Below are 19,806 nucleotides of genomic sequence, written 5' to 3'. Positions count from 1 at the left end.
TGGCTTAAGGAAGGACAAGACTCTATGCGTAAGATAATTGCGGTAATGGCCCTCAGCCTGTTGGCGGCCCACGTCATGGCGGCGGTGTCGCCGGAAGAGGCGGCCAAGCTCGGCACCACCCTGACCCCGGTGGGTGCCGAAAAAGCCGGCAATGCCGATGGCTCGATCCCGGCCTGGACCGGCGGCATCCCGAAAAACGCCGGCGCAGTGGACAGCAAGGGCTTCCTGGCCGATCCGTTCGCCAGTGAAAAACCGTTGTTCGTGATCACCGCAGCCACCGTCGACAAATACAAGGACAAACTTTCCGACGGCCAGGTGGCGATGTTCAAGCGCTACCCCGAGACCTACAAGATCCCGGTGTACCCGACTCACCGCACGGTCAACCTGCCGCCGGAGATCTACGAGTCGATCAAGCGCAGCGCGTTGAACGTCAAGCCGATCAACGATGGCAATGGCCTCGAAGGGTTCACCGGCAACCGCTACTACGCGTTCCCGATTCCGAAGAACGGCGTGGAGGTGTTGTGGAACCACATCACCCGGTACCACGGCGGCAACCTGCGCCGCATCATCACCCAGGCTACCCCGCAGACCAACGGCAGCTACACGCCGATCCGCTTCGAGGAAGAGGTGGCGGTGCCGCAACTGATCCCCGACATGGACCCGGCGAAGGCGGCCAACGTACTGACCTTCTTCAAGCAGTCGGTGACGGCGCCGGCGCGCCTGGCGGGCAACGTACTGCTGGTGCATGAAACCCTCGACCAGGTGAAGGAACCACGCCTGGCGTGGATCTACAACGCCGGCCAGCGTCGCGTGCGCCGGGCGCCGCAAGTGGCGTACGACGGGCCGGGCACCGCCTCCGACGGCCTGCGCACCTCGGACAACTTCGACATGTTCTCCGGCGCGCCGGACCGCTACGACTGGAAGCTGGTGGGCAAGAAGGAGATGTACATCCCCTACAACAGCTACAAGCTGGACCAGCCGACGCTCAAGTACGACGACATCATCAAGGCCGGCCACATCAACCAGGACCTGACCCGTTATGAGCTGCACCGCGTGTGGGAAGTGGTCGGCACGGTCAAGCCGAGTGAGCGGCACATCTACGCCAAGCGCCACATGTACATCGACGAAGACAGCTGGCAGGTGGCGCTGGTGGATCACTACGACGGCCGTGGCCAACTGTGGCGGGTCGCCGAAGGCCATGCGCAGTTTTACTACGACCACCAGACCCCGGCCTACACCGTGGAAACCCTGTACGACATCATCGCCGGGCGCTACATCGCGCTGGGCATGAAGAACGAGGAGAAGAGCAGCTTCGTGTTCGGGTTCAATGCCAAGGCGGCGGATTACACCCCGGCTGCGCTGAGGGCCGAAGGCGTTCGCTGATCCCGATGTGAAATCAAAATGTGGGAGGGGGAAAGTCTCTCCCACATTGGGTTTTATGCATGGCTGGAAATCACCCCGCTGAATACTTCTTCAACAACCACCAACCACAGGGCTAGGGTAGGCGTCACGTTGCATAACAATAAGAACGCAGGATGCAGCAATGACCGCCATGACACGCTGCCTGGACCGTCCTGGATTCATGCCTCGGCTGTCCGCCCACCATCTGTTGCGCCCACGCCTGGCCGAGCCTTTGCTCGCGGCGCCGGTCAGGGTCAAGTTGCTGTGCGCCCCCGGCGGCAGTGGCAAGAGTGCGTTGCTGGCCGAATGCGCGTTGCAGGCGCCCGCGGGATGCCAGGTGTACTGGTTGCCGCTCAATGGCGTCGCCCTGAGCCCCCTCGACCTTTGCCGGCGCCTGGCGCAAAACTTCGGCTTGGCGTTCACTGACGAAGCCACGCTGCTGTCGGATCTTGGCCGCTGGCCAACATCGGCCTGGGTGTTCCTCGATGATTTCTGCCGCTTGCCCATCCCCGAAACCGATGCCTTGCTCGACCGCCTGCTCACGGCAAGCAGCCCCTCGTTGACCTGGTGGCTGGGGGCGCGGCGCCGTCCAGCCTGCAACTGGCCGCGCCTGCTGCTCGACGATGAGTTGCTGGAGGGCGGCACTGAGTTGGCGTTCACCCTTGAAGAAATTCAGCAACTGCTCCCGCTGGGGCAGTCACCGGACAGCGTGTTGCAGTTCAGCGCCGGCTGGTGTGCCGGCGTGCGCATTGCGTTGCTGGGGGACGGCCATCCGCAGAAAACCTTGCTCGATTATTTGCAGCACGAACTGTTCAGCACTTTGCCGCCCGAGCTGACGGAAGCCTGGCACGTGCTGGCACACATGCCACGCTTTAATCCGGGATTGTGTGAGCACTTGTTCGGCTTTGGCGACGGTGACCACTACCTGCGCGAGCTGCAGGCCCTCGGCGCCTTTATCCAGCCTTGGGACGATACCGAGTGGTTGCAGGTTTTCCCGCCGCTTGCCCGGCTGATACGTGATGACCCCTGGCCGGCCAAGCGTTCCTGGCATCGGCGTGCCTGCCAGTGGTTCACCGCCGAACAGGACTGGCAGGCCGCGTTCGAGCACGCGCTGCTGGCCGAAGAATACGAGGTGGCGGTCAGCCTGCTACAGCACTTCAGTTTCGAAGACCTGTTCCGCCAGCAGAACGCCGTATTGCTGCTGCGCTTGCATGAAGAGCATGGCGAAGAGTTGATGCTCGGCTCGGCGCAACTGGTGGGGCTGGTGACGGCGGCGTTGCTGTTCGCCGGGCGCTTCGACCAGGCCGCGCAATGCATCGACCAGTTGGCAAGGTTTGCGCCGCAACCGACGGCGGTGCAACAACGCTCCCTGCTGGCGCGCTGGCAGGCGCAGTGGGGTTGGCTGCTGCACTTGGGCGGCGATGCCGAGCGCTCCCGCGAACATTTCCTCGAAGCGCTGCAAGCCTTGCCCGACAGCGCCTGGACGTCGCGGCTGATGTGCCTGTCGGGCCTCACCCAGCAAGCGTTGCTGCGCGGCGAACTGGACGTGGCCCAGGCGCTGAGCCGCGAAGCGTTATGCCTGGCCCGCGCCCATGGATCGTTGCTGCTCGAGGCCTTGCTTGAGCTGGATCACGCGCAGTTGCTGGAGCAGCGCGGCGCCCCGTATCGCGCGCAGAGCCTGCTGGAGAATGTGCAGGCGATGGTGCTCAAGCAACGCCTGAAAGCCGGGCCGCTGGTGGGGCGTATCGCCCTGCGACGCGGGCACCTGGCGCTGCGTCAGGGCCAGGACAGCCTGGCTGCCGAGTGCTTCGAGAGCGGCATGAAGATGTGCCTGCACAGCCAGGACAAGCGCGTGCTCTACGGGTTTCTCGGCCTGGCCCTGCTGGCCGCCAACCGTGGTGACTACGCCGGGGCCTTTGTGCAACTGCGCGAGGCCGAACGCTTGATGCAACAGCGCCAGGTCCCCGACACGGTGTACCGCGCGGTGCTGCTGTTGGTCAGCGGGCATTTCTGGTTGCAGCAGGGGCGCGCCGAGTTGACGGTGGAAGCGATGCGTCGTGTGCTTCGCCACTTTCGTGGTCCCCAGGCCAAACAGGCGCCGCCGGCCACCCTGGAACTGATCCCGCGCCTGGAATACTTGCTGGTGCTGGCGGAAGTGAAGCTGGGCTGCGCCGAGCAACCGGTGGCGCGTATGACGGCTTTGCTGGAGGCGGCCCATCAACGCGGCATGCTCTGCCTGGAAACCGAATTGCACCTGGTACTGGGTGAGGTCGCCTGGCAAGTCGGCGACCCAGGTCAGGCGCGCCGCTCGCTGCAAACCGGGCTTGAGCTGGCGGCGCGCTGCCAGGTGCAGCAGGCGATTCGCGAACTGCGGTTGCGCTCGCCGGGGTTGCTCAGTGAGTTGGGCATGGAGCCCCAGGCCGCCGTGTCGGGCACGGCGGAGAACCCCCTGAGCCAACGCGAGCTGGAAGTGCTGCAGTTGATCGCCCTGGGCAACTCCAACCTGGAAATCGCCGACCGCCTGTTTATCTCCCTGCACACCGTCAAGACCCATGCGCGGCGCATCCACAGCAAGCTGGGGGTGGAACGGCGTACGCAAGCGGTGGCCAAGGCCAAGACCCTGGGGTTGATGACCTAGGCGCTGAAGGCCTGGCGATATTCGCCGGGGGTGGCACCCATGGCCTGGCGGAAGCGATGGGTGAAGTGGCTGGCGCTGGAGAAACCGCAGATCAACGCGACTTCACTCAAGGGCAGGGCGCCGCTGCGCAGCAGCGCCTGGGCGCGGGTCAGGCGGCGCGCCAGCAGGTACTGATGGGGCGGCAGGCCGAAGCTCTGGCGGAACATCCGCGCGAAATGGTATTCCGAGAGTGCGCACAGGCCGGCCAGTTGGCCCAGGCTGATCGGGTCTTCCAGGTGCTGGTCGATGTACTCCACCAACAGCCGCCGCTGGTACGCCGCCAGCCCGCCTTTAAGGCGCAGCCCGTCGCGTGCGCCCACTTGGCTGAGCAGCGTGTGGCTGAGCATTTCATGGGCCAGGCTGCTGGTCAGCAGGCGCTCGGCGGGTTCGTGCCAGTTCAGCGCGATCAACTGGTGAAAGCGTCGCGCCTGGCCGGCGTCTTCCAGAAAGGTGCTTTCGCGCAATTGCAGGGCGCGCGGTTCGCGGTCGAGCAGGGTGACGCAACCGAGGGCGAATTGCTCCGGGCTGAAATACACGTGGGCCAGGCGGATCTCGCCGTTGATCACCCAGGCTGACTGGTGTTCGGCGGGCAGGATGCACAGTTTGTCGGGCCCGCCCTTGGTGCCGGGTTGGTCGCGCCGAAACGTGCCGGTGCCGCCGCCGATGTAGCAGGATAACGTGTGATGGCTGGGGGCCTGGTAGTCCTGTGAGTCGTGATGGTTGCTCCACAGCGCCGCAGACAAGCCGTCACCGAGCTCGGCGCAGGCTTCGAGGCGTGCGTTGGGCGAACGGTTAAGCGCTTGGAAGACTTGCAGGGATTCCAGATCTGGCATGGTTCGTACTCTCCGACGCCTTGCATCCTACTCCGCACGGTTGTTGCTGTGATCCCATTGGCCGACAAAAGCGCAAGATTGTGCAAGAGCGCATCCCAGGCCGGGGGCCACACTGTGGCTCAACCGATGGAGCCCGCTATGAACCTTTCCCTGTATTTACTCACCGTGCTGATCTGGGGCACCACCTGGATCGCCCTCAAATGGCAGTTGGGCGTGGTGGCGATTCCTGTGTCCATCGTCTATCGCTTTGCCCTGGCGGCGCTGGTGCTGTTTGCGCTGTTGCTGGTGAGCCGCAGGTTGCAGGTGATGAACCGACGCGGGCACCTGATCTGTCTGGCCCAGGGGCTGTGCCTGTTTTGCGTGAACTTCATGTGCTTCCTCACGGCCAGCCAATGGATCCCCAGCGGGTTGGTGGCGGTGGTGTTTTCCACGGCCACGCTGTGGAACGCGCTGAACGCCCGGGTGTTTTTTGGCCAGCGGGTGGCGCGCAATGTGTTGATGGGCGGCGGCCTGGGCCTGGCGGGGTTGGGCCTGCTGTTCTGGCCGGAGCTGGTGGGGCACACCGCCAGCCCGCAGACTTTGCTTGGCCTGGGCTTGGCGTTGCTGGGGACGATGTGCTTCTCGGCCGGCAATATGCTGTCCAGCCTGCAGCAGAAGGCCGGGCTCAAGCCGCTGACCACCAATGCCTGGGGGATGGCCTATGGATCGGCGATGCTGGCGGCTTACTGCGCGGTGCGCGGGATTCCCTTCGAGATGGACTGGAGTGCGCGCTACATCGGCGCGCTGGGGTACCTGGTGATTCCAGGTTCGGTGATCGGCTTTACCGCGTACCTGACGCTGGTCGGGCGCATGGGGCCGGAGCGTGCGGCCTATTGCACCGTGCTGTTCCCGGTGGTGGCGCTGAATGTGTCGGCGTTTGCCGAGGGGTATCAGTGGACCGCACCGGCGTTGGCGGGGTTGGTGCTGGTGATGCTGGGCAATGTGCTGGTGTTTCGTAAGCCCAAGCCAGCGAGCCCGGCCTTCAAGGCAAAGGCAATCTAAAAATGTGGGAGGTGCCTGGGTTATTTGAGGCCCAGGCGCTTGGCCATCCGCCCGAGGTTGGCACGGTCCAGGCCCAGTTCGCGGGCGGCACTGGCCCAGTTGTGCTGGTGGCGTTCCAGGCAGGCGCTGATGATCTGGCGCTGAAAGTGTTCGGTGGCCTGGCGCAGGTCGCCGGTCACCGGGGCGACCGCCTCGGAGGATTCTTCAACCAGCGGTGCGCTGACATCGGGCAGGTCCAGGTCCTGGGCGTTCAGGCTGAGAATCTTCGGACGCTCGCGACAGTTACCCAGCGCCTTGAGTGCGCTGCGTCCGATCAAGTGTTCCAGCTCCCGCACATTGCCCGGCCAGTTATAGGCCAACAGTGCCGCCTGGGCATCGCTGGTCAGGCGCAGGCTGCCCAGGCCCATGCGCGAGCGGTTCTGCTCCAGGAAGAAACCGGCCAGCAGCAACACATCGCGTCCGCGCTCACGCAGCGCCGGGACCTGCAGCGGGTACACACTGAGGCGGTGGTAGAAGTCGGCGCGGTAGCGACCGTTGCGTACTTCGTCGGCCAGGTCGCGGTTGGTGGCGGCGATCAGGCGCACATCGACCTGGTGTTCCTTGTCCGAGCCCAGGCGTTGCAGCTGGCCGCTTTGCAATACGCGCAGCAGCTTGGCCTGTACGGTCAGTGACAGTTCGCCCACTTCATCCAGGAACAGCGTGCCGCCGTTGGCCAGTTCGAACTTGCCACGGCGTTCGTTCAACGCGCCGGTAAAGGCGCCGCGTACGTGGCCGAACAACTCGCTCTCCACCAAGGTTTCCGGCAGGGCGGCGCAGTTGAGGCTGATCAGCGGTTTGTCGGCGCGGGTTGAGGCGGCGTGGATGGCCTGGGCCACCAGCTCCTTGCCCACGCCGGTTTCACCGGTGATCAGCACGGTGAGGTCGCTGCCGCCCACCAGCTTGATTTCCTCGACCAGGCGCTTGTGGGGTTTGCTCTGGCCGATCATTTCCTTGTGCTGTTGGCCGCTGGCCTCGCGGTAGATTTCGGCGCGCAGGACCAGGTGTTCGATACGTTCGGCGACGTTCACGGTGGCGGCAGCGAGACTGGCGAACGCCTGCAGGGCGTCCAGCTCCACGCGTTCGAAACGCTCGGTATCGAGGGCGTCCAGCGTCAGCAGGCCCCAGGGCTGGTCGTCGACGAACAGCGGGCAACCCATGCAATCGTGTACTTCCAGGTGCCCGTGCAAACCATCGACCAGACCGTCGTAGGGGTCGGGTAATTCGCTGTCGCTGTCAAAGCGCGTGGGGCCGGGGCTGCTGAGCAGCACGGCAAAGCGCGGGTGCTCGCTGACCTTGAAGCGCCGACCCAGGGTGTCGGCGCTGAGCCCGTCCACCGCCAGCGGCACCAGCCACTCGCCGTCCAGGCGCAACAGCGCGGCGGCGTCGCAGGGCAACAGGGCGCGCATGGCTTGCAGCAGGCGGCGGTAACGTTCGCCCTCGGGCAGTTCGCGGGACAGGTCGGCGACCAGGGGCAGCAGGGTGGTGAGCAGCGATTGCGCAGTCATAATGACTCCTTGTAGTCCTAATGACTATAAGCTGTAGGAGGTCATACTGACTACATGTTAATTAAGTCGTTGAAAATAAACGGATTATTGGTTGGCACGAATGCTGAGTAGATAAAGACAATCAGTAAAGAAGCCCAGGAGGCTCCCATGCTTAGTGCCCAAGACCGTGCCATCGTCAAATCCACCGTGCCCCTGCTGGAAAGCGGCGGTGAAGCGTTGATCACCCATTTCTACCGCATGATGCTGTCCGAGTACCCGGAAGTCCGCCCGCTGTTCAACCAGGCTCACCAGGCCAGCGGCGACCAGCCCCGTGCCCTGGCCAATGGCGTGTTGATGTACGCGCGACATATCGACCAACTCGACCAATTGGGCGACCTGGTGGCCAAGATCATCAACAAGCACGTGGCCCTGCAGATCCTGCCGGAGCATTACCCGATCGTCGGTGCCTGCCTGCTGCGTGCGATTTACGAAGTGCTGGGCAGCGAGATTGCCACCCCTGAAGTCATGAGTGCCTGGGGCGCGGCCTACGGCCAACTGGCGGATATCCTGATCGGCGCCGAAGCTGCGATTTACGCCGAAAAAGCCCAGGCACCCGGTGGGTGGCGGGGGGCGCGGCCGTTTATCGTGGTCAAGCGCGTGGTCGAGAGCGACGAGATCATCTCCTTCTACTTTGCCCCTGTGGACAATGGCCCGATCCTCGCGGCCGCGCCGGGCCAGTACATCGGCATGAAGCTGGTGCTCGACGGTGAAGAAGTGCGCCGCAACTACTCCCTGTCGGCGTTGACCGATAGCGGGATGTATCGCATCAGCGTCAAGCGCGAAGCGGGTGGCCGGGTGTCCAACTACCTGCACGACCAAGTGCATGTCGGTGCGACCATCGACCTGTTCACGCCGTCGGGCGAGTTCACCCTGGCGGCCAGCGATAAGCCGCTGGTACTGATCAGCGGCGGGGTAGGGATCACACCCACCCTGCCGATGCTCGAAGCCGCCCTGGCTACCGAGCGCCCGGTGCACTTTATCCACTGTGCACGTAACGGCGGCGTACATGCGTTTCGTGACTGGGTGGACGCCCTGGCGGCGAAGCATCCGCAACTCAAGCGCTTCTACTGCTACACCGAAGACGATGGGGTGAGCCCTGCGGCGGACAAGGTGGGTTTGCTCAGCCAGGAACAACTGGCCGCCTGGCTGCCCGAGCAGCGCGACCTGGACGCCTACTTCCTCGGGCCTAAAGGCTTCATGGCTGCGATCAAGCGCCACCTCAAGGCCCTGGGCGTGCCTGAGCAGCAAAGCCGCTACGAATTCTTTGGCCCGGCTGCGGCTCTGGAATAGGGTTTAGCCGATACACCGGGTCGGCATCATCGCGGGCAAGCCCGGCTCCCACAGGGGATCGCATTCCTCTGTGGGAGCCGGGCTTGCCCGCGATGGCGTCCGCCCCGTCACAACATTTCTCTGGATTAATCCGCTGTTAACCCCCCTCTGTTTAAACGGTGGCCTGTGTGTAAACTTGCGCCCATTGGCACAACCAAACAAAGGGATACGGGGATGAGTGACGAATTGCGTTTAGGCAGGGAGCGGCGCTTTCTGGTGTTGCTGGGCATCATCTGCCTGGCGTTGATCGGCGGTGCGTTGTACATGCAGGTGGTACTCGGCGAGGCGCCATGCCCGCTGTGCATCCTGCAACGCTATGCCTTGCTGTTGATCGCGATCTTCGCGTTCATCGGCGCGGCCATGCGTAAAAAAGGTGCGATCACGCTGTTCGAAGGCCTGGTAGTGCTCAGCGCCCTTGGCGGTGTCGCCGCCGCCGGTCATCACGTGTACACCCAGTTCTTCCCCCAGGTCAGTTGCGGCATCGATGTGCTGCAACCGATCGTCGATGACCTGCCGCTGGCCAAGGTGTTCCCCCTGGGCTTCCAGGTCGATGGCTTCTGCAGCACACCGTACCCACCCGTACTGGGGCTTTCCCTGGCGCAATGGGCATTGGTGGCCTTCGTGCTGACCGTGATCCTGGTACCGCTGGGCATCTATCGCAATCGCCAGCGCAAAGCCTGAATCATTCACTCAAACGCCCCGGCGCTTCTTCATGAAGGCCGGGGCGTTTTTGTGTGTGGGAATTTGTGAACGGAACGTGACGCCGGACAATTTTGGGTGCGCGCAGTGTGCGACATGTTGTCACACGGAAGCCGCCGCAGGACGATTCTGACCCGCCGAACACCCGCTTAAATTTGCATAAAACCGCCAAGATGTGCTGTCAGTTCGTGGTGCTGGGAAGGCCGCGCACCTCGCGCCGCGCCAGGGATTCGGTGATGTCCGAATGCCTTGTTTTATGGGGGGTTGCATCGGTTTGGCAGCCCCTTACACACGGTAAGGGGGGCGGCAGGCTGCCCTATAACACGGCAATTTTTGTGGTTTTTGTTGAGAATCGAACACGATAAGATCGCGAACCGTTGCAATAATGGTGAAGGATTATTGCTGTAATCGATAAAAATTATTTCTTTATAAGACATGGTTTATACATCGCTAGCTAACTACAATCGCCCGCACTGAATGTCCGGTGCTGTTCAATATTTGAGCACTGGAGCGGTCGAGGGGCAGATGGACGGCTCTGTGCGACCCCAAGGTTCCGGCAGCCTTTCAACTATCCGCACCAAATGGAATTGGTCTGTAACAAGGCCTTTAACCACGAAATCGAATAAGAACTCACCGCAGGTCCGTGAAACGTTCCCTTATGACGTGATGGGCAGGCTCTTATTCAATCGAAGAGAAATGCCAACCCTTGGCAGGGTGAAGTGTTGGCGATCAAAACCCAACTGCATTGCGCAAGCTGCTTTAGAGGTCGTGAGATGAGTAAAAACAGGTACCCCCGATTACTAGGCTTTTTGCCGCTGCTTGGCATGATGTTAATGCTGGGAGGCTGCAAGTGGACCTTGATGGACCCGAAAGGACAGATCGGTCTGGATCAACGAAACCTGATCATCACCGCCACCCTGCTGATGCTGCTGGTCGTGGTTCCTGTGATCATCATGACCTTCGCCTTCGCCTGGAAATACCGCGCGTCGAACACCAGCGCGACCTACGCGCCGAAGTGGTCGCACTCCACCAAGATCGAAATCGCGGTGTGGCTGGTCCCGATCCTCATCATCATCGCCCTGGGTTACATCACCTATAAGTCGACCCACGAGCTGGACCCGTACCGTCCGCTGGAGTCCGACGTCAAGCCGATCAACATCGAAGTGGTCGCGCTGGACTGGAAGTGGCTGTTCATCTACCCGGACCTGGGTATCGCCACGGTCAACGAGATCAAGTTCCCCGAGCACACCCCGCTCAACTTCCGGATCACCTCCGACGCCGTGATGAACTCGTTCTTCATCCCTGCCCTGGGTGGCCAGATCTACGCGATGGCAGGCATGCAGACCCGCCTGCACCTGATCGCCAACGAAAAAGCTGAAATGGAAGGCATCTCCGCGAACTACAGCGGCGCTGGCTTCACCGGCATGAAATTCAAAGCGATCTCGACGAGCCAGGAAGATTTCAACGCCTGGGTAGCCGAAGTCAAGGCCGCACCTAAACAGCTTGATCAAGCTGAATACGATGCCCTGACCAAACCGAGCCAGAACAACCCAGTCGCCCTGTACTCCGCGTATGAGCCGAACCTGTTTCAGAAAATCGTCGACAAGTACGAAGGTATGAAGCCAGGCAAGCCGGTCAAGCACGAGAAGAAAGAAGTGGCCGTGGTTGAAGGTTCTGACACGGGCTCGCATTCAACTGCTGGGGCAGAGGAGTAAACGATGTTTGGTAAATTAAGTTGGGATGCGGTCCCGTTCCACGAGCCGATCGTGATGGTGACCATCGCCATGATCGCGCTGGGTGGTCTGGCACTGTTTGCAGCAATCACTTATTTCAAGAAGTGGACCTACCTGTGGACCGAGTGGCTGACGTCCGTCGACCACAAGAAAATCGGCGTCATGTACGTCATCGTGGCCATGGTCATGCTGCTGCGTGGTTTTGCCGACGCCATCATGATGCGTACCCAGTTGGCCATGGCCACCGAGGGTTCGCCTGGCTACCTGCCACCTGAACACTATGACCAGATCTTCACCGCCCACGGTGTGATCATGATCATCTTCATGGCGATGCCATTCTTCACCGGCCTGATGAACCTTGCCTTGCCGCTGCAGATCGGTGCCCGTGACGTTGCCTACCCGTTCCTGAACTCCCTGAGCTTCTGGCTGCTGGTTTCCGGTGTTGTGCTGATCAACGTGTCCCTGGGCGTCGGCGAATTCGCCAAGACCGGTTGGGTTGCGTATCCGCCATTGTCGGGGATCCAGTACAGCCCGGGCGTGGGTGTGGACTACTACATCTGGGCGCTACAGTTATCAGGGCTCGGGACGACATTGACGGGGGTCAACTTCCTGGCCACCGTCCTGAAAATGCGCGCCCCTGGCATGAAACTGATGGACATGCCGATCTTCACCTGGACCTGCACCTGGGCCAACGTCCTGATCGTGGCTTCGTTCCCGATCCTGGCCGCTACCATGGCGCTGCTGTCGCTTGACCGTTACCTGGATTTCCACATTTTCACCAACGAACTTGGTGGCAATCCAATGATGTACGTGAACCTGTTCTGGGCATGGGGTCACCCTGAGGTGTACATCCTGATCCTGCCAGCGTTCGGTATCTTCTCCGAAGTGATCTCGACCTTTACCGGCAAGCGCCTGTTCGGTCACCACTCGATGGTCTACGCATCGGGCGCGATCTCCGTACTGGGCTTCATGGTGTGGCTGCACCACTTCTTCACCATGGGTTCGGGCGCCAGTGTCAACGCCTTCTTCGGCCTGGCGACGATGCTGATTTCCATCCCGACGGGGGTGAAGCTATTCAACTGGCTGTTCACCATCTACCACGGCCGTCTGCGTATCACCAGCCAGGTTCTGTGGACCCTGGGCTTCATGGTGACTTTCGCCATCGGCGGCATGACCGGCGTACTGCTGGCCATCCCGGGTGCTGACTTCGTCCTGCACAACAGCCTGTTCGTGATCGCTCACTTCCACAACGTGATCATCGGCGGTGCGGTATTCGGTTACATCGCTGGTTTCAGCTTCTACTTCCCGAAAGCGTTCGGCTTCAAGCTGCACGAAGGTTGGGGCAAGGCTGCATTCTGGTTCTGGATCTCGGGCTTCTTCGTCGCGTTCATGCCGCTCTACGCCTTGGGCTTCATGGGCATGACCCGTCGTCTGAACGCCACTACCAACCCTGAGTGGGTGCCGTACCTGTACGTCGCCATGTTCGGTGCGGTGATGATCGCCGTGGGTATCGCCTGCCAGCTGATCCAGTTGTACGTGAGTATCCGTGACCGTAAGCAGAACGCTTGCGAATCCGGCGACCCATGGAATGGCCACACCCTGGAATGGTCGACTTCGTCGCCACCGCCGTTCTACAACTTCGCCGTGATCCCTACCGCGAACACCATTGATGCGTTCACCGAAGCCAAGGAAGACGGTACTGCGTACCAGCGTCCGAAGCACTACGAACCTATCCACATGCCAAACAACACCGCCACTGGTGTGGTGATGGGCGCGCTCTTGACTGTGTTCGGTTTCGCGATGATCTGGCACATCTGGTGGCTGGCAATCGTGAGCCTGGTGGGCACTATCGGTTACTTCATCATTCACGCTGCCCGTGATGATCAAGGCTACATGGTGCCGGTCGAGACGATCGAGCGCATCGAAGCCGAGCAGCACGCTCGCCTGGTAGCCGAGAAGAAGATCCCGGCCAACCGTGTTGAAACCTCGTTGGAACAGGCTTAAACCATGTCGAACTTAGTGACCAATGCTGGACACGCCCATGTCGATGACCATGGGCACGATGACCATCACCACGACTCGGGGCCGATGACCGTTTTCGGTTTCTGGCTCTACCTGATGACCGACTGCATCTTGTTTGCGTCGATCTTCGCGGTGTACGCGGTACTGGTAAACAACGTAGCGGGTGGCCCGTCGGGCCACGACATCTTCGAACTGCCTTACGTGCTCGGCGAAACCGCCTTGCTGTTGTTCAGTTCGATCACCTACGGCTTCGCCATGTTGGCCTTCTACAAGGGCAACAAGAAAGGCGTACTGAGCTGGCTGGCCCTGACCTTCCTGTTCGGCCTGGGCTTCATCGGCATGGAGATCAACGAGTTCCACCTGCTGATCTCCGAAGGCTACGGCCCGCACCGTTCCGGCTTCCTGTCCGCGTTCTTCACGCTGGTAGGCACCCACGGTCTGCACGTGTCTGCTGGTCTGCTGTGGATGGCGGTGATGATGTATCAGGTCAATAAGCACGGCCTGACCAACACCAACAAGACTCGCCTGACCTGCCTGAGCCTGTTCTGGCACTTCCTGGACGTGGTCTGGATCTGCGTCTTCACCGTTGTTTACCTGATGGGGACTCTGTAATGGCTAATGCACACTCCCATGACCATGACAGCCATGATGCAAGCCACGGCAGCGTCAAGTCGTACGCCATCGGCTTCATCCTGTCGGTAATCCTGACGCTCATCCCGTTCGGTCTGGTGATGTACCCGACCCTGCCGAAGTCGATCACCTTGATGATCGTGCTGGCATTCGCGGTGATTCAGGTTCTGGTGCACCTGGTGTACTTCCTGCACCTGGACCGTTCCAAGGAGCAGCGCGACAACGTGGTTGCGTTCGTGTTCGCAGGGATCGTAATCGTACTGCTGGTTGGCCTGTCGATATGGATCATGTTCAGCATCCATACGTTCATGATGGCGAAGTGAGGTAAGACCCGATGTCGCTTAAGCACTTTATCCAAATCACCAAACCGGGGATCATTTTCGGTAACGTGCTTTCTGTGGCGGGCGGTTTCTTCCTGGCCTCCAAGGGACATGTCGATCTGGCCATCTTCCTGGCTGCAATGATCGGTACGTCCCTGGTGGTAGCTTCCGGATGTGTGTTCAACAACTGCATCGACCGTGACATCGATATCAAGATGGAGCGCACCAAGAATCGTGTGCTGGTCCAGGGCCTCATCTCCCTGAAACTGGCACTGATCTACGCGACCGTCCTGGGTGTTGCCGGTGTGGCGTTGTTGTACAAGGTGGCCAACCCGCTGGCGGCGCTGTTTGCCGTGATCGGTTTTGTCATCTACGTCGGCCTCTACAGCCTGTACCTCAAGCGCAAGTCGGTTCACGGCACGCTGGTGGGCAGTCTGTCGGGGGCGATGCCGCCGGTGATTGGTTATGTGGCTGTGACCAATAGCTTCGACATGGCCGCGCTGACGCTACTGGTGATGTTCAGCCTGTGGCAGATGCCGCATTCCTACGCCATCGCGATTTTCCGCTTCAACGACTACCTGGCTGCTTCGATTCCGGTATTGCCGGTAAAACGGGGTATCCAGGTCGCCAAGAAACACATCCTGCTGTACATCCTGGCCTTCCTCGTGGCGACCTTGATGTTGACCTTCAGTGGCTACGCCGGCATGAGCTACCTTGCCGTTGCCGCCGCCATGGGCATGTACTGGTTGTACATGGCTTGGACCGGCTACAAGGCGGTGGATGACACCGTCTGGGCGCGCAAGCTGTTCGTGTTCTCGATCTTCACCATCACCGCGCTGAGCGTGATGATGTCCCTGGATTTCCAAGTGCCGAAAGAGCTGCTGCTGACCTACGCTCACTGAGTGGTCCTGCAGTGAAAAAGCCCCGCCTTCGAGAGAAGCGCGGGGCTTTTTCTTGGACGGGGTTTAAATCCCCGGCTGCGTTTATCGTCATACCCCTCAGTACGTGCTGTGCGAATCCATCACCCGCCTACAAGGAGTAGCCCTATGGTCAGCGTAAGTCGTCGGTCCCTTCTCGCCCTGGGCGCCGCCCTGCCTCTGCTGGGGCGCCTCGATTGGGCGGTTGCCAGCCCGCCGCCGACCAAGACTGACAAGGTGCTGCTCAACTACAACGAAAGCCCCTATGGGCCCTCTCAGGTCGCCCGCGAAGCCATGCAGAAGGGAATCGCCACAGCCGGGCGTTATCCCTACAAACACATGTACGCCCTGGCCGGGCTGTTTGCCCAGCAGCAGGGGATTGCCGAAGAACAGGTGGCGGTATTTGCCGGCTCCATGGCTGCACTGCGCTATGCAGTGCTGGCATTCACCAGCGAGACCCGCGGTCTGGTGATGGCTACGCCATCCTACGAAGTGCCACGCCAGGCGGCGCAGGCGAACAAGGCCTCGGTCAAGGAAGTCAGCCTCAACGCCGACCACGCCCACGACATCCCGGCCATGCTCGCCGCCGACCCCCAGGCCGGCATGCTTTACCTGTGCAACCCCAACAACCCGACCGGCACCGTGACGCCCACCGACGCCATCCGCCAGGCCTTGGCACACAAACCCGAAGGCAGCGTGTTGGTGGTGGACGAGGCCTATATCGACTTCGCCGACACGCCCAGCGTGGTCAGTTGGGTCAAGGACCACGATGACCTGCTGGTGCTGCGCACCTTCTCGAAAATCTACGGCATGGCCGGCGCCCGCCTGGGCCTGGCGGTCGGTCATCCGGCGCTGCTGGAACGCCTGGCCGTGTTTGGCGGTGACAACGTCCCGGCGGGCAGCACGTTGCTGGGCGGCCTCGCCAGCCTGGAAGACGTGAAGCTGTTGCCGCAACGCAAGGCCCTCAACAATCAACTGCGTGATGAGACCGTGGCGTGGTTGAAAGGCCGGGGTTTCACCTGCACCGCGTCACAGGCCAACTGCTTCATGATCGACGTGACGCAACCGGCGGAGCAGGTGATCGAAAAGCTGGCGGCGCAAGGTGTGATGATCGGCCGGGTGTTTGAAAGCTGGCCGCAGTGGGTACGGGTGACGGTGGGGGACAAGCAGGATATGGCGCGGTTTCGCGAGGTGTTTGCGCAGCAGGTCAGTTGACGCGACGCCGAACACATGTGAGAGCGGGCGTGCTCGCTCCCACATGGTACCCAGCAGTGTTGCGGATTAAAGGGCTGGGATTAAGGGTTACTGCTGCGCGATGCTGTACCCATCAAACGCCGTCTGCTGCTGCAACGCAGTAATCACGCTCTTGCGGTTCAAAGGCTGTTCGGCGCCGGCGTTATCCACAAAGCTCTCGACTTCCAGCTCCGCTTCATCGCCTTCACCCACAAAGCTGAAGCCCAGGAACTCGAACGCCTCACGGTCAACGTTCAGTTTCGAGCGCGGCGTGCGCAGCGGCAGGGTGACGCTGATGCCATCCTTGCTGATCACAAACACTTCGGCTTCTTTCTTCGGGCGGGATGCCTTGCTCTTGCCGGCGCTCGGGTTGCTGATGGCCTGGTGGCTCTGGTTCAGCACTTTCAACGCCAGGCCGTAGACCAGCTCCTGGAACTCGGGGTCGTCCTTGAAGCAGGACAGGATGCGGCTGATGGAGAACTGGCTGCTCAAGTTTTCCAGGGCAGCGTTGTCGGCGGCCTCGGCGTCCTTGAGCTGTTTGAGCTGACCCATCAGGTCGTAGGCCTTGTCGTCGTCGAAGGCATCGTGGGCCTGACGGATAGCCACGCGCAGTTCGCGGATCTGGTCGCTTTCCTTGGAGGTGTGGAACGCGTCCAGCACCATCTCGCTGATGATCTTGGCGGCGGGCAGATGCTGTGAAAGATTGATGGCGTTTTCGTATTCGGCTTTGGCGTGCAAGGCGACGACGGATTCTTCGGTGGCGGATTGTTCGGTGTAAGAATCGGACATTGAAATTTCACTACTTCAGTAAACGAGGACAAAAAAGCGTCGGGCATTTTCAGGGGGGAGGGAGGTCAGGTCAAGGCAGCACACTGCCTTTGAGGTTGCGCTGATCCATATCAAGTGGCTGCTTGGGGAATTTCGCGACAACAAGCCTGGGGCTTGGCTGGCCCTGGTGATCTGCCTGATGACGCATAAAAACAATTGCACACCTGAACCGAGGAGACCGCTCCAGGTCAGGTTTTAAAGAAATATTGCGATGTTCTCGGGTCAACCGCGCCCGGACTTCCCCGACAAGGTCAAGGACTGGCCGAACGGCGGCAGGCCCTTGGATGCGCGCTACTAGTCCAACTGCTTGAGGCAGGCCTCGAGGATATCCAGGCCTTCTTCCAGCACTACGGGTTCAATGGTCAGCGGCGCAAGCAAACGGATAATGTGCCGCGACTTGCCGCTGGGCATCAGCAACAACCCGGCGCCCCGCGCCAGGCCCAATAGTTGAGCGAGCTGTTGCGGTGCAGGGGTGCCGTCGGCGTTGGCCAGCTCGATGCCGCGCATGGCACCGGTACCGGTCAGGCGGCCGATGTACGGCAAGCCTTGCGCCCGCCAGCTTTCATAGCGGCTGACGATGGCGTGTTGCTGCTGTGCGCCCCAGGCGTGCAGGTGTTCGTCGGTCATCGCATCCAGCGTGGCCAAGGCCGCCGCACACGCGATGGGGTTGCCGGAATAGGTCCCGCCCAAACCGCCTTTGGGCAGGTTGTCCATCAGCGCCTTGCGCCCGACCACGGCGCCCAGCGGCACTCCACCGGCGATGCTTTTGCCGAGCAGGATCAAGTCCGGTTCGATACTCAGCCGCGAAAAGGCAAAGCGCTGGCCGGTACGGCCAAAGCCTGACTGGATTTCATCGGCAATCAGCAGGATGTTGTGTTCATCGCAAAAGCGTCGCAGCGCCTGGGCAAACTCAACGTCCAGCGCAAGAAAACCGCCTTCGCCCTGCACCGGCTCGATGATGAAACAGGCCACATCGTTGACATCGATTTCCACGCTGAACAGGCGTTCCATGGCCTTCAACGCCTCGGCGCAGCTCACGCCGTTGTCGGCACTCGGGTAGGGCAGGTGAAACACCGGACCCGGCAGCACACCGACCTTCTGTTTGTAGGGCGCTACCTTGCCGTTGAGGTTGAGCGTGGCCAGGGTGCGGCCGTGGAAGGCGCCGTCGAAGGCGATCACCGCCGTGCGGCCAGTGGCGCCGCGTACGATCTTCAGGGCGTTTTCCGCGGCTTCCGCACCGCTGTTGGTGAGCATGCCGCTGACTGGGTAGGTCACCGGGATGAATGTGGTCAGCCGCCCCATCAGTTCGATGTAGGGTGTGTGCGGGGCGGCGTTGAACGCGTAGTGCGTCAACCGGGTGGCTTGGTCACGAATCGCCTCGACCACGCCCGGGTGGCAATGACCGAGGTTGAGCACACCGATGCCGCCGACAAAATCGATGTAGCGTTTGCCCGTGGTGTCCCAGACTTCGGCGTTCTTACCGTGGCTGAGGCTGATGGGGTGAACGATGGAAATCGACTGGCTGATGGTTTCGTGGCTCATGAATCGCAGACTCGGCAGTGACGGGCGTCTTTTTATCTAAGCCGGGCACCTACCCTCGTCGCAAACGAAATAAAGTCGCCGGGTCATGACTGAAAATCGCGATGTGCGCCTACATAGTCGACCATCCAGCTCAGGAAAGCCTTCACCTTGGGAATCTCGCCGGCATGTTCGGCATGGGCGATAAAGTGCGCGCCGCTGCTGGGCATCGCATAGTCCCATGGAATCATCAGGCTGCCCTGGGCCAGTTCTTCGGCCACCAGGTACTGCGGCACCAATGCGACGCCATAGCCCGATTGCGCCGCACGAATGCACATGTAGAACGTGTCGAAGCGCGGCCCGTGGTAGCTGTTCTGCGAGTGCAGGCCCTGCTCCAGGAACCACTCATGCCAGGCCTCCGGGCGCGAGGTGCATTGCAGCAGGGTGTGACGTGACGAAGCATCACTGCCTTCGGTGACAAAACCCGGCGCGCACACCGGCACCACCGCCTCACGGAACAGCTCGATGCAGGTCGCTCCCGGCCATGAACCCTGGCCGAAGAAAAACGCGATATCCGCCTTGGCCTGCAACACATCGAACGGCTCCAGCTCGTTGCGCACATCCAGGTGGATGTTCGGATGCTTCGCTGCAAAATCCTTGAGCTTGGGCACCAGCCAGCGGTCGCCGAAGGTCGGCTGGGTGGCGATGCGCAGCACTTCGGTCTCGCCGCCGTAGGTGAGGATGTAGCGGCTGGAGATGTCCACCTGTGTGAGGATTTTGTGAACTTCGGCCAGGTACAGCGACCCGGCCGGCGACAGGTACAAACGCTGGCGCACCCGGTCGAACAGGTTGTGGCAGAGCATCTCTTCCAACTGCGCGACCTGTTTGCTCACCGCACTCTGGGTCAGGTGCAGTTCTTCGGCGGCACGGGTAAAGCTCAAGTGGCGGGCGGCTGCCTCGAAGCATTGCAGGGCAGTCATCGAAGGGGTCAAGCGTTTTGAAATCATGCACTTCATTCCAAATCGGAAGGAGCCTTTGCCTA

At 61.2% G+C, this 19,806-nt stretch carries 16 protein-coding genes and 1 pseudogene; 12 read left to right on the top strand and 5 right to left on the bottom strand.

Annotation, left to right across the window (positions count from 1 at the left end; translation table 11 throughout):
- Positions 1-24: 24 nt before the first annotated feature.
- Positions 25-1,383, top strand: coding sequence for a DUF1329 domain-containing protein (locus K5K89_RS24405; RefSeq protein WP_071489197.1), 1,359 nt, complete (start codon positions 25-27; stop codon positions 1,381-1,383).
- 160 nt (positions 1,384-1,543) lie between these two features.
- Entirely contained in the window at positions 1,544-4,039 is a 2,496-nt protein-coding gene (locus K5K89_RS24400) for a LuxR C-terminal-related transcriptional regulator (RefSeq protein ID WP_222540404.1), read from the top strand.
- Here the strand turns inward: K5K89_RS24400 and K5K89_RS24395 are convergent.
- Complete coding sequence (locus K5K89_RS24395; protein ID WP_071489199.1) at positions 4,036-4,911, bottom strand: helix-turn-helix domain-containing protein; 876 nt, start codon at positions 4,909-4,911, stop codon at positions 4,036-4,038. The two genes, K5K89_RS24400 and K5K89_RS24395, sit on opposite strands and share 4 nt — an antisense overlap.
- 138 nt (positions 4,912-5,049) lie before the next feature.
- On the opposite strand from K5K89_RS24395, the gene K5K89_RS24390 reads away from it, so the two are divergent.
- The gene (locus tag K5K89_RS24390; protein ID WP_093128295.1) at positions 5,050-5,952 is read left to right on the top strand and encodes a DMT family transporter; all 903 of its coding nucleotides are present in this window, start codon (positions 5,050-5,052) and stop codon (positions 5,950-5,952) included.
- Between the two features lie 20 nt (positions 5,953-5,972).
- Here K5K89_RS24390 and norR read toward each other — a convergent pair whose 3' ends face one another.
- Positions 5,973-7,496, bottom strand: a complete 1,524-nt coding sequence (norR, locus tag K5K89_RS24385) for a nitric oxide reductase transcriptional regulator NorR (protein ID WP_071489201.1) — start codon at positions 7,494-7,496, stop codon at positions 5,973-5,975.
- 147 nt (positions 7,497-7,643) lie between these two features.
- On the opposite strand from norR, the gene hmpA reads away from it, so the two are divergent.
- From hmpA to K5K89_RS24345, 8 genes are all read left to right on the top strand, one after another.
- Positions 7,644-8,825: an NO-inducible flavohemoprotein gene (gene hmpA / locus K5K89_RS24380; protein ID WP_222540403.1), complete on the top strand. Its 1,182-nt coding sequence runs from the start codon at positions 7,644-7,646 to the stop codon at positions 8,823-8,825.
- Between the two features lie 213 nt (positions 8,826-9,038).
- Positions 9,039-9,545 carry a disulfide bond formation protein B gene (locus tag K5K89_RS24375; protein ID WP_058426762.1) on the top strand — a complete coding sequence of 169 codons (507 nt, stop codon included), beginning with the start codon at positions 9,039-9,041 and terminating at the stop codon, positions 9,543-9,545.
- A gap of 791 nt (positions 9,546-10,336) precedes the next feature.
- A complete protein-coding gene (cyoA, locus tag K5K89_RS24370) occupies positions 10,337-11,278 on the top strand; it encodes a ubiquinol oxidase subunit II (RefSeq protein WP_071489203.1) in 942 nt (313 codons plus the stop codon).
- Between the two features lie 3 nt (positions 11,279-11,281).
- Positions 11,282-13,300 (top strand): cytochrome o ubiquinol oxidase subunit I, encoded by a 2,019-nt coding sequence (gene cyoB, locus K5K89_RS24365; protein ID WP_071489204.1) that lies wholly within the window; start codon positions 11,282-11,284, stop codon positions 13,298-13,300.
- Between the two features lie 3 nt (positions 13,301-13,303).
- Positions 13,304-13,930, top strand: a complete 627-nt coding sequence (locus K5K89_RS24360; RefSeq protein ID WP_058426759.1) for a cytochrome o ubiquinol oxidase subunit III — start codon at positions 13,304-13,306, stop codon at positions 13,928-13,930.
- On the top strand, positions 13,930-14,271 hold the full coding sequence (cyoD, locus tag K5K89_RS24355; protein WP_016979640.1) for a cytochrome o ubiquinol oxidase subunit IV: 342 nt from the start codon (positions 13,930-13,932) through the stop codon (positions 14,269-14,271). The genes K5K89_RS24360 and cyoD overlap by 1 nt, the downstream gene beginning before the upstream one ends.
- Positions 14,272-14,282: 11 nt before the next feature.
- Positions 14,283-15,170 carry a heme o synthase gene (gene cyoE / locus K5K89_RS24350; protein WP_003194050.1) on the top strand — a complete coding sequence of 296 codons (888 nt, stop codon included), beginning with the start codon at positions 14,283-14,285 and terminating at the stop codon, positions 15,168-15,170.
- Positions 15,171-15,314: 144 nt separating this feature from the next.
- Positions 15,315-16,400: a pyridoxal phosphate-dependent aminotransferase gene (locus K5K89_RS24345; RefSeq protein WP_222540402.1), complete on the top strand. Its 1,086-nt coding sequence runs from the start codon at positions 15,315-15,317 to the stop codon at positions 16,398-16,400.
- A gap of 87 nt (positions 16,401-16,487) precedes the next feature.
- Here K5K89_RS24345 and K5K89_RS24340 read toward each other — a convergent pair whose 3' ends face one another.
- Entirely contained in the window at positions 16,488-17,207 is a 720-nt protein-coding gene (locus K5K89_RS24340; RefSeq protein ID WP_071489206.1) for a hypothetical protein, read from the bottom strand.
- Between the two features lie 253 nt (positions 17,208-17,460).
- On the opposite strand from K5K89_RS24340, the pseudogene K5K89_RS29090 reads away from it, so the two are divergent.
- Positions 17,461-17,544: pseudogene (locus K5K89_RS29090) on the top strand (hypothetical protein); the annotation flags it as partial.
- Here K5K89_RS29090 and K5K89_RS24335 read toward each other — a convergent pair.
- Together K5K89_RS24335 and K5K89_RS24330 are read right to left on the bottom strand one after the other, a co-directional pair.
- On the bottom strand, positions 17,541-18,788 hold the full coding sequence (locus K5K89_RS24335) for an aspartate aminotransferase family protein (protein WP_222540401.1): 1,248 nt from the start codon (positions 18,786-18,788) through the stop codon (positions 17,541-17,543). The pseudogene K5K89_RS29090 and the gene K5K89_RS24335 sit on opposite strands and share 4 nt — an antisense overlap.
- An 83-nt stretch (positions 18,789-18,871) precedes the next feature.
- Positions 18,872-19,771, bottom strand: a complete 900-nt coding sequence (locus tag K5K89_RS24330) for a LysR substrate-binding domain-containing protein (RefSeq protein WP_222540400.1) — start codon at positions 19,769-19,771, stop codon at positions 18,872-18,874.
- Positions 19,772-19,806: the final 35 nt, after the last annotated feature.

Source organism: Pseudomonas sp. DR208 (assembly GCF_019823005.1).
GTDB classification, from domain to species: domain Bacteria; phylum Pseudomonadota; class Gammaproteobacteria; order Pseudomonadales; family Pseudomonadaceae; genus Aquipseudomonas; species Aquipseudomonas extremorientalis.
The sequence above is the reverse complement of the archived record's forward strand: the minus strand, read 5'-3'. Positions and strand labels throughout refer to the sequence as shown.